Source organism: Vibrio sp. 1249-1 (genome assembly GCF_033340495.1).
Map to the genome: position 1 here is coordinate 454,179 of NZ_JAWOWJ010000003.1, position 11,813 is coordinate 465,991.

Annotated in this window: 1 protein-coding gene; it reads left to right on the forward strand. The window is 45.9% G+C overall.

Annotated elements, in window-relative coordinates:
- The first annotated feature begins 452 nt into the window (after nt 1–452).
- Nucleotides 453–11,750: a hypothetical protein gene (locus R7Z50_RS08770; RefSeq protein WP_318149019.1), complete on the forward strand. Its 11,298-nt coding sequence runs from the start codon at nt 453–455 to the stop codon at nt 11,748–11,750.
- Nucleotides 11,751–11,813: the final 63 nt, after the last annotated feature.

The following is an 11,813-nucleotide window of genomic DNA, read 5'->3' on the forward strand; positions in this document are numbered from 1 at the left end:
CGGTAGGAATAATAGCTTAAATTACTTATCCGAATCCCATCTGAGGTTTCTATTAAAATCTTTTCGAATGATAGATTTAATGAATATATGGTGGTTTTATTCATGTGTACGATTCAAACAAATTATCATGTGCATTTTTTTACTTACCACTTTGTAGCCATACATTTATTTCTTTGTAAGACAAATCTGATAACTATTCTTTATATAACAATATATTTTATTTATTGTTACTATTTGCAATTGATTATTATATTTTAAATATAAATTACTTTGTGCCATTAGGCTGATAATAATGTTGTGTATTTATCATGAAAAACAGGGATTAATTTTGGTTTTTATTTTTATTATTTTAAATTCAACAGTGTTATTACGCTAAATATTATATTTTTATGGATTATACTTTCTTAAAAATGACTAATAAAAATTTATACAAGTTGGAAAGCATTACATCAATGTTTAAGATTAGTGTTATCTTGTTATTGATTGCTTTTTTTTACTCTGAAAATGCATTAGCTGCAGGCGAAATAGAAATATCCTTTAATCCAACATTCGGTCTGCCCTACGAAAATGGACTGGTCATTACATACTCGATTGAAGTTCGAAATACGACGATCAGCACGATCAGTGATGTCTCCGTAACGAATGCCATTTGGGATGTGATGTCTGGTTCGAATAGGGCGTTCAGTAGTGTCAAGATCACTGATACTCATACGCTAGGTACGAATGCAGGTACTTACTCCTCTAGCAATAGCAACCTGAATGTGACCGGCGCAAACTTATTACCGCTAGGGCGTATTACTTATCAAATTGAAGCGACGGTTGCTGATGATGCTGCTGAAGATATTGTTCTTGGCAACACCGAAGTAAAAGGAACGGTTTCCGGCACAGAGACGACTTTTACTAACCCAGATACAATTACTTTCCCTCCGGCTGAATACGATTATCTTCTCGAAGAATACGTTAGCCCGACCGAATACGATGTTGGCGGCACACTGACTTATTCTTTAACGGCAACCAATAATGGTGCTTATGCGGTTAAAGGATTAGATATTGAGCAAGAGTTTGCGTCTTTAACAGGACAAAAGTTAGATGGCACAACAGGGAATGCATTTAGCAGCGTGACCATTAGTGCCGTGGCTTCATCGGGGAGCGATGCGGGTACCTTTGCAACAACAGGAGATTTGTCAGTCACCGATGCGGAGATCTCTGTTGGTGGTTACATTACTTACACCATCAAAGCGACGGTTGCTGCGGACTTAGTTTCCGATATTGATACCCAAGCAAGCTCCACGACTCGTGCTGGTACGGTCGACGGCAACCCGCTATCAACGCCTCCATCTGAGCCTGAAATTGCACTGGAACACACGCTCAATTCAACATCGCCATACCTGATTAACGGTGAGGTGGATTTTGAGTTGAAGGTGAGTAACAACGGTGGTGCGATTGCTCATAATTATCATGTAAAACAAAATATTAGCGACCTAATTAGCCGCAATGGTTTAGCTAACAATTTATCCCCTTCTTACAACAACACCGATGTGGATGGTAACCCCTTCACGACCTGGGATATCACGGTTTCAAGCATTGGCAGTAACTCACTTTCTGACTACCAAGGCAGCGCACAAACGGATGTCGATTTTGACGATACCGTTTCTATCTATCCGGGCGAGTCGATCACCTACCAAATTAAAGCAACCCTTACCCCAATCACGATTGGTACCTTGCAAGGCTTTACTGCTTCTGTAACGGATGACTCAGGCTCGTTGGTCAAAAGCTCCAGTATTTCGGATACGGTTGATGCTGAAAAAGTGTTGAGTGTGACGGATTCTGATATCTCTATTTCGAAGACCACTTCTGCATCCGAATATGTACCAGGTGGTGAAATTGAGTACGAAATTACCGTTACAAATGGCTCATCAAAATATTTTGCCAACAACCTGTTAGTCCAAGATAACCTAACTTGTGTTAAGACTGAGCAAGCGGGTGGCGCAGGGGATGGCCAAGCTTTTGAACAGTGGAAAGTTGAGGTTATTTCGGGTGAGGACTCGATTGGCTCGGACCCAGGCACCTTTAGCTACGGCACTTGGACGTCGAATCCACTTTCGCTAACCCCAGATATCGCTCCAGGTAAAACCATCAAGTACAAGCTGACTGCGAAAACCAATGATACCAGCACTGGTCTTATTCTTGATGACGATCCAAGTTGTTCTAACGATAACGTCACTGAAGAAGGCTCGGGTGTTCAAACACCAGATGACAACTTGCGCGCAAGTAAAGATGTAGATAGTCGCTTTTACTCTTCAGGCCAGACTCTTACTTACACCATTACCGTGACGAACGATGGTGATGGTTTTGCAAACCAAGTTCAGGTGCTAGATGACCTGAACTCAGTGAAAACAACCGATATCAACGGCAAAGAAATCAATGCTTATTCGGATTGGACGATCACCGCTGAAGCATTTAAAGACGATGGCACACCAGCAACTGCTTCAAATACGGGGATGACCGGAGAAGTTAAACACCCTGACAATTTAAATGTCATCGCAACGCTTCAACCTCACTCCTATATCGAATACACCATCGTTGCTGACACTAACCCAATTGCAAATGGTCATATCTCAAACGAAGTCACGGTGGATGGCTCTGTTTATGCAGACCGAGGTTCTGATCCTCGTGATTTTGCGATTGAGCTAAACAAACGCGTTAAGACCAATACTGACTCAGGTTTTCATGGTGAGCAGACGGCTTATTCTAAGCTGGATACTGAGGTCACTTACCAAATCAGCCTGAAGAACGATAAAGAAAACGGTTATGCGACAAATGTGGCGGTAAAAGACGCCTTATCTTCGATCACCGCGAAGATATTGGAACCAGACACGACGTCAAAACAAGTCTTCAAGTCGTGGACGATCAGTGCTGAGATCATCTCGGATGATCCTCAACTTGATGGCAACCCTGCTTATACAGATGTCGGTACTTTTAGCGATAACACAGATCTAGACACCACAGCGCATATCCCGCCAAACGTTGAAGTGCTTTACACCATCGTGGCACAAATCGATCGCTCAAATGAAAACGAGATCATTTACTCTCGATTTGATAACACGGCAGAAATTAAAACGCCTGATTCAAGCATTCAAAATTCAGCTTCGGACACGGTAGTAGTTTATCCTCACGATCCGAAAGTTATTGTTGCCAAAACAACGCCAAACGATGATTTCAAGCCCGGCGATAAGGTGACGTTTAAAGTCACAATCGTCAATACTGGTCCAGGCTATGCCAACGAAGTGCATGTTACGGATGATATCCTCGGCCTAAATGCGTTCTCAGATTGGACAATTACAGCGTCGACAGACTCCAATAACTCACCCTTTAAAACAGGCAGTTATGAAGGTGAGAAGTCAGGTTTTCCAGATGGCGGCAACATCAATAGCTACATCGATATTGACCCTAAGATCAATGGCTCAGAAGGTTATGTCGTCTATACCATTAAAGCTACAGTTAAAAATGACTATGTAGAAGATGAGATCTCTAATACCGCAGAGATCTATGACCCATCGACGAACTTAAACCAATCCTCTTCTGCCGAAATTGGTGGTACATCGGGGGATTCTCTTAACGTTTCTATTCTGAAAACAGCGGACAAAGTACGTTTTGTCCCTGGCGATGACGTCACTTATGAGGTTCGTGTTTTGAACAACGGCGCGAATGTTGAAAATGGTCTTAAGGTCGTTGATTTACTGACAGACATTCGCTCTGTGTTGGCAAATGACAAAGACAATCAATATGAAAACTACCCAGATCAATCTCCATTCGAATACTGGCAGTTTGATTTCGATGACGGTGGCGGTTTTCAATCTCAAACTACAGAAGATTTTATTTACCCACCGGGTGATGCATCGAACACGATGACACTTGCTGCGGGCGAATTGCGTACTTTCCGAATTAAAGCTCGTGTTAAAGACAATGTCATTGGTTCTCAGGATTCAATGGGTAACTTAAATGACAAAATTGAGAATGATGCCTACGTATACCGTGACTTTGGCCAAGTGACTGAAGAATCACACGTTTCTCATCACGAGATGGAGCGCGCATACAACGGTGGTGATGTAGTCAGAAAGCTATTGGTTAATGGCGTGGAATCAAAATTCTACTCTCCGGGCGATACACTTACCTATCAAGTGACGGTTTCTTCTCAAACCGGTTATGTCAATGACCACGCAGTAAGTGAAAACATCACCGGTGTGACGACTCAGTTGTTGGATGGCTCTTTGGCTACGCCATTTGATAAAGGTTTCACAGTAGATGTTTCGAAGGACGATTCTAATGGTGGCGACGGTACAACAGATGGCACGTTAGATGGCACCGTTGCGGATAATCAAGACATCAACACAACGATCGATGTCGCAGGAAAAGACTCTGTTACCTTTGAAGTTGTTGGTGTAGTGCGAGAAGACGCGACTGGCACAATCACCATTGGTGGCATCACGGTTATTCCGAACAGCTACCATCTAGCGTTCTCCAAGACGGTAGATCAATCAAGCTATGAACCGGGACAACCTCTGGTTTACCGCTTAACGATCGAAAACGATGGTAAGGGCAACGCATACAACATTCCTGTCATCGACCGACTATCCAATATCATGGTCGATCTTGTCGATGGCACAAGCGGTAAAGCGTTTGACTCGGGTTGGACGGTTGTTCCAAGGATCGTCAGTGGCAGCTCCTCGGCTATTCTCGATCTGGATGGCAAGATTGCTGATAACGCAGACATCGATACTCATGCATCCATCCCTAAAGGCACAACCATTGAATACGTTGTCACAGCTAGGGTGAACAACAACTCCGTCGGTGAGATCTTGAACTTGCTTACTGTCGATGGTGATACCGTGAGTGCGGAGACCAAAGCGTCTGCTGAGAAGTACGACTTCTCTAAACATGTCACCAAAATCTACGATCAGGATGGCACTACCGAGTTAAGCGGTGGTTACACGCCGGGTGGTTACATCGAGTATGAAATCTCACTGAAGAACTTGAACAACGTTCACATCAATGAGATGCCAATCAAGGATGAAATCAGCAAGATTCAGACTGATTACTTCGATGGAAGCGGTAAAGGTCGTGCGTTTGATTCATGGACCATCGTGACCAGTACCGATTCGAGTGGCATCAGTGATGCAGGCTCTGTCAGCAATAACAGTGATATCGACACTAATTTCAACTTAGCCGCAAACGGATTCGCGACAGGTGGAACCTTTGTTACTTACACCATTAAAGCGAAGATCAGTGAGAAAGCCGTTGGCCAAATTCTCAACGTTGCGGTGGTAGACAACAGCCATAATTTACCGTCAGAACCCGTGAACATGCTGCCGGTGAGCATTGCTAAGTCGCATAAAGCGTACACTGATACATCACTAGCGACACACAAGACCACATACAACCATACGACAGACGGCGAAAAGATCGTTTACCACTTGCGTATTGAGAACAATGGTAAAGGTTTGGAGTACAACAAGTCACTGAAAGAGTTGTTCTCAAACGTCAAAGTACGTGTCGCGCAAAACGCAGCAGGCGAATCTGACTCACAAACGCTACAGGCATTTGGCCAATATGGTTGGACAGTGACCGCGACGACCTCGGGTGAAGCGACGACGCTAATTGATGGCTATACCGGCGGCGCAAATGCAGATATCGACATTCCTGTACTTTCAATTGCGCCGGGTGGTTGGATTGACTTTGTCATGGAGTCACAGATCCGCCAAGACGCGCTCGACCAGATTGTTGCGACTCCGAAATACAACGGCAGCAACTTCAATTCTGCGAAAGTCACGCCAGAGGGTAGTAACCTGTCGGTGAGTAAAGAAATTGTCTCTATCGATGGCAAATCTTATGTATCCGGTGACACTTACAAACCGGAAGATGAGGTCATCTACAAATTCACGGTGACCAACACCGAACCCGTGTGGCGTGATCAAACCGTTATCCAAGATATCGTCTCTAACGTTCGCGTTGAGGTGATTGGCGGGACGACGAAATCTGCGTTCTCAGAGACCAACATCTCCCATGCCTTTACTTCAACAGGTACAACGGGAACACAAGACACTTACATCGAATCTTATGATGCAACCGATGATCTTGACCTGTTAGTCGATATCGCTCCGGAAGAAGTCATTGAGTTTACGGTTACTGGTAAAGTTCGCCCAGATGCACTTGGTGATATCGATGGCAACACGGGTAAAGCAGGCAACCAAAGTGATACAACTGATGTAATTCCACCAGTTGTGCCTGTATTGAACTTCGAGAAGTCAGTGCTGAGTACTACCGCAGACAGTGGTACATGTACTTTCCCATCAACGACGGGTACAGATTGTCACTACAACCCGAACGGTCAAGTTCAGTATCAAGTTAGTGTGACCAACGTGGGCGACAGCATTACCAATGGCGCGACTATCGTTGATGAGCTAAACACCATTAATACATCAGATGGTAAGGCTGCATTCCAAGACTACAGTGTGGCAATCGTAAGTGCGCCTGATCCAGACCGATTCTCTATTACGGGTAACTACCAAGGAACCGTGCCACTGAATGCAGCGTTCGACTTGATGCCGGGTGATGCGGTTGTGTTTGAGATTGACGGCACGGTAGCGGCGGATGCGTCTGGCACAATCACAAATATTGCAAAAGTGAATGATGTTGATAGTAATGCGATTGTGTTGGATCCGGGTACTTCAAGCTTAACGGCAGAGAAGTCGACCAGCACACCAACTTACACACCGGGTTCCGAGATTCGTTATGAAATGCGCATTCGAAATGAAACGCTACTTAACGAAGAAATTGATGTTCGAGATTTGATCTCGACGTACAAGGTTGAAGTTGCTGATGGCTCTGAACAGACAGCACTTAAAGATTGGGCAGTAACAGCAAGTGTGGTGAGCGACGGTAACGCTTCTGGTTTTCGTGACATTACACCGCTCCAATCTATCGCAGCCAATACTGACATCGACGTTACCGTGAAAATGAATGGTAAAGTGGATGGCGGTGCAGAAAGTGAAATCCTAATCGAAGTCGTTGGTCATGTTCGTGATGATGCCGTTGGTGAGTTTACAAACCAACTACAAGGTAAGCTGAATTCAGGAACCAAGTACTTCACCTACAACCTCAAAGAAAAAGTTATCGTCCCAGAACCGGGAAGCCTTGCTGTGACTAAAGTAACCTCAATCACCCCTGCGATTTACCATCCGGGTGATACCATTGGTTACGACATTGAGGTGAAAAATACCGGTACAGGTTATGCGACCGATGTGTTGATTTCAGACCTTTGGAAGACAATTCGTGCTGAGAAAGCTGGCGCAACATTACCTGTGCGTGCGTTTGATTCTTGGTCAGCAAAATCTGTGAGCGTTGATGGTACCGATCCAACGTTGACTCAACCCATAGCGGGCTCTGAGGTGACTGGCGACAATGGTTATCAGATTCGTTACAACATTCACCCAGATCACACAGTGAAACTTCATGTTGAAGGTGTTGTAAAAGCGGACCTTGTTGGCGATATCACCAACGTAGTGGAAGTGAGCGATTCAAGCAGCTCTCAAACTGCGGATGCGACTTACGTGGCGGCAACTGCTGACCTCACGGTCGATAAAACAGTTGATAAGAGCCAATACGAATCAGGTGACAAGCTGACCTATACCATCAAGATCGAAAACACCACCGCCAACTGGGCGAGTGATGTGGAGATCAAAGATCTGGTCAACGACATCACTTCAACCAGTATTACGGGCGCGACAGTAAAAGCGTTTGAATCTGGCACCATCTTCTTCAATGCATCTTCACAGACGGGTGACACCAAGTTCCCATCGTCCACTGGTGAGTTTTTAGATGGCAGCTTGGACATCGGTCCAAATGATGTGGTGACCATTACGGCGGAAGGGGAGCTTGACCCAGAAGTGGTGGGCGATGTCACCAACCAAGTTGAAGTGACCTACAACGGTTCGACTAAAACCGCAGAAGCGACCAGCACGGCGAAGATCCCAGATTTAACCTTCACCAAAGAGCCAATGGTAGAGTTTTATAGCCCTAACCAAGCGGCAGGTTACATCCTGAAAATCGTCAACGAAGGCAACAGCTACGCGAATGACATCAACCTAAAAGATGAAATTGGTGCGCTAACCGTGAACACCATTGATGGCTCGGCGAACCAAGCCTTCCTGCAATGGGCGGTTCAGTATGTTACGGGCAGTTCACTGACCACAGTCGATGCTAACTCACTCGTTGTCGACAAGGATATTGATTACAACATCGACCTCGCACCGAACGACACCATCACCCTTTACGTTATTGGTCTAGTCAATACAGAAGCGACGGGCGACATTGTTAACACCGCAACGTTGAATCACAACAGTAAAGACGTGACGGCAACGGCAACGTTGAAACCGCGTCCGGGCGATATCATTCTAGAGAAAACCACCGATGAGCGTTACTACCAGCCGGGAGAGTTCTCTACATTCCGCGTCAAAGTGACCAACAACGGTTCTGGCTTTGCGGCCGATGTAAAAGTCGAGGACATCATTTCTTCACTCGAAGTGGAAACCTCGGGTGGAGCAATGGAGCCTGCATTGAATGATTGGACCATCGTGACCACTAAAGGCGACCCACGCACCAATATCGAAACGGTACCAGGACCAAACGGTGACATTTCTACCAACCTTGATATCGCGCCTGGCGACACGGTTGAATTTGCCATCACAGGTACAGTCAACAGCAGTGCGGTGGCTAACATCGTTAACACCGCGACAGCTGAGTTCGGCGGTGCGACCACCGATGCAACAGCAACGTTAGAAACCTTACCTGAAGAAGTTTGGATTGAGAAAACAGCAGAATCACCAATTTACATTCCGGGTGAGGAAGCGGTTTTCCATGTTCGTGTTTACAACGGTACCGATGGTTTCGATAACGACATTAAATTGGATGACATGCTATCGGGTATCAAAGCGACCAACATTTACGGTGTTAATGAGCGAGCGTTTGAAAGCTGGACGATTGAAACAACCAACACTGACAGCCGCACAACGATCACGCCAATGCCTATCGATAACCAAGACATTCGTTCAGTAATCGATATCGCGCCGCATGACATTGTTGAGTTCACCATTACGGCGAAAACCAACCCATTAGCGGCGAGTGAAATTACCAACACTGCCACCGCTGATTTGAATGGCACCACACAACAATCGAGCGCGACTATTCAGCCTCAATCGCAAGGTATCTCTATCGAGAAAACCGCTGACACTGAGTTCTACATTCCGGGCAAAGAAGCGACATTCCGCGTCAAAGTGAAGAACGAAGGTACGGTGCCAGCAACAGATGTCGAGGTGAAAGATGCCATTAGTGATCTTGAAGTGGTTCGTTTAGATGGCACGACAGTCAAAGCGTTCGATTCGTGGCGTATCGAAGTTAACAAGGGCAGTTCCGATACTGACATTACCAATATTCCAAGCGTAAATACGGACATCGATTCAACGCTGACCATTGCAGCGAATGATGAAGTGGAGTTCGTCATCACTGGTTTGGTGAATCAATACGCAACGGGCGAGATTGAGAACACAGCAAGTGCGTTGTTCCGCGGTGAAACTCAAGAAGCAAGCGCGATGCTATTGGCGATGCCAGAGTCGGTCAAGCTAGAGAAGACCGTCGATGATGAGTACTACCGTCCGGGTGAAAACGTCACTTACCACGTGGTGTTAAGTAATGAATCTGGATCGTTTACCGAAGAGATAGTGCTTAAGGATCTTATCTCAGAGTTGAAGGTAAATACGATTCATGACACCGAAGCGCCAGCGTTTACCAGTTGGAGCATGACAAGCTCATACAGTGATGACCGCACCATCGTGTTACCACAGATTCAAGGTGACAATCTGGACGTGAATAGCCGTGTGATTATTGCGCCAAACGATAAGTTGGACATTGAAATCACGGGTGTCGTCAACGCGGATGCGATGGGAGAAATCACCAACCACGCGTATGCCTACGACAAGTCAGAAAGTGATGTTCTGGCGGATGATTTCGCAACTATCAAACCACTGCCGATCATTTTGTCGGTGACCAAGGTGGCAGATAAAGCGGAATACACCAACGACGACGATGAAATTACCTTCACGATGACGGCGACCAACCGAGGCTCTGCAGATGCAGAAAGCGTCAACCTGTTGGATGAAATCGATAAGCTTATTGGTAACAACGGCAATCCATTGTTCACCACATGGAAAGCGACCATCACTGAGCTTAAGTCTGGTGTGGTGGTTTCTGTCGATTCAGATAGCAATGTCGATTCAAACCACACTATGAAGGCGTACCAAGGTAATGAATACGAAATCGTAGTGACAGGTGAGATCAACCAAGGCATTGATGACAACTTCACGAACGTCTTTACCGCGAAAGCATCGACAGGTGAAGTCGCGTCCGCCAACGTCACGATCAAGGTTAAGAAGCAAGCTTACAACGAAGGCATGCTGAAAGTGACCAAGGTAGCGAGCAAGTCAGAGGCGAGCGTCGGTGAAGTTGTTGAATACGAAGTCGTGATTACCAATGAAAACGACAACCCATTCACGGGTGTACGTTTGGTTGACCGCTATCCGGGCGGCTTTGCTTACATCCCAGACTCGACAGAGATGGTCAACAGTGGTCCTGATGGCGTATTTGATACCTCGGATGACATCCAAATCACCGTAGAGCCAACGAAGACCAATCAACTGTTCTTCGAAGTCGGCGACATGAATATTTACGGCAAGGGCGATTCGAAAACCGCTGATGCTGTTCGTATCCGTTACCTAATGCGTGTAAGCGTCGGTGCTACCTTTGGCGTTTACACCAACACAGCATGGGCCGAAGCGCCACCGGCAGAAAGCTTCTCGGCACAAAACACCACGACCAACTACGTTGTGAAGTCGAACCTCGCCAGTGCAACGGTTGAAGTCATGCCAGATAAGGTATTCGACACCGCTTCGATCATCGGCAAGGTGTTTGAAGACCACAACGGTGACGGTTTCCAAGCAGACGCAACGGCAGATGACATTTATATTGATGTAGACCTTGCCGCAGGCGATTACGTACTGGGCTCAACTTTCATTACTCAAGATGGCGTTGAAACCCAACTTAAAGATGTGAAGGTGAAACTCAAAGGCCAAGACGTTGTTATGTCGAGTGTGGACAAAGGCTATGAAGTCGATGAGCTGTTTGGTCTATCTCGTAACCGTACCCTCGAACACAGCAACAAAGTGGTGTTCCAGTTTAATACTCGAACTCGCCAAGGTTTCCCGTTCAAGGTGACAACGGATAACGGCACGCACATCGAGTTCGATAAGCAAGGTAACGCGATTACCAAGCACAAAGGAGATAAGAAAAAAGGTCTGTCGGCAGAGAACATCGACGTGGTGAGAAACCTCTACCGAGATGGGGATATGTACTTATGGGAAATCATTGTAGAGAACAAAGGACTTTACGAAGACGGTATCCCAGGCGTTCGACTGTTAACGGTCGAAGGCATCATCATCGAGACAGACCAATATGGTCGATACCACGTTCCAGATCAGTGGGTGTTGAATAAAAAAGGTAAGCAGTTCTTGGTCAAAGTCGACACAGACTCGCTACCGACAGGCATGATGGTGGTCAGTGAGAACCCGAAAGTACGCCGAATCACACCAAACAAACTGACGAAATTTAACTTCAGTATTCAAAGCAGTGGGGATGATTAACCGTTCGCAGTACAGACGCAGGCTGGGCCAGACCCAGCCAACCACTCAAGCGGTTAAGCAGGA

What these genes read in the sequence shown, in the direction of transcription:
- R7Z50_RS08770 (WP_318149019.1), top strand. Translation starts at nt 453, where the DNA reads ATGTTTAAGATTAGTGTTATCTTGTTATTGATTGCTTTTTTTTACTCT.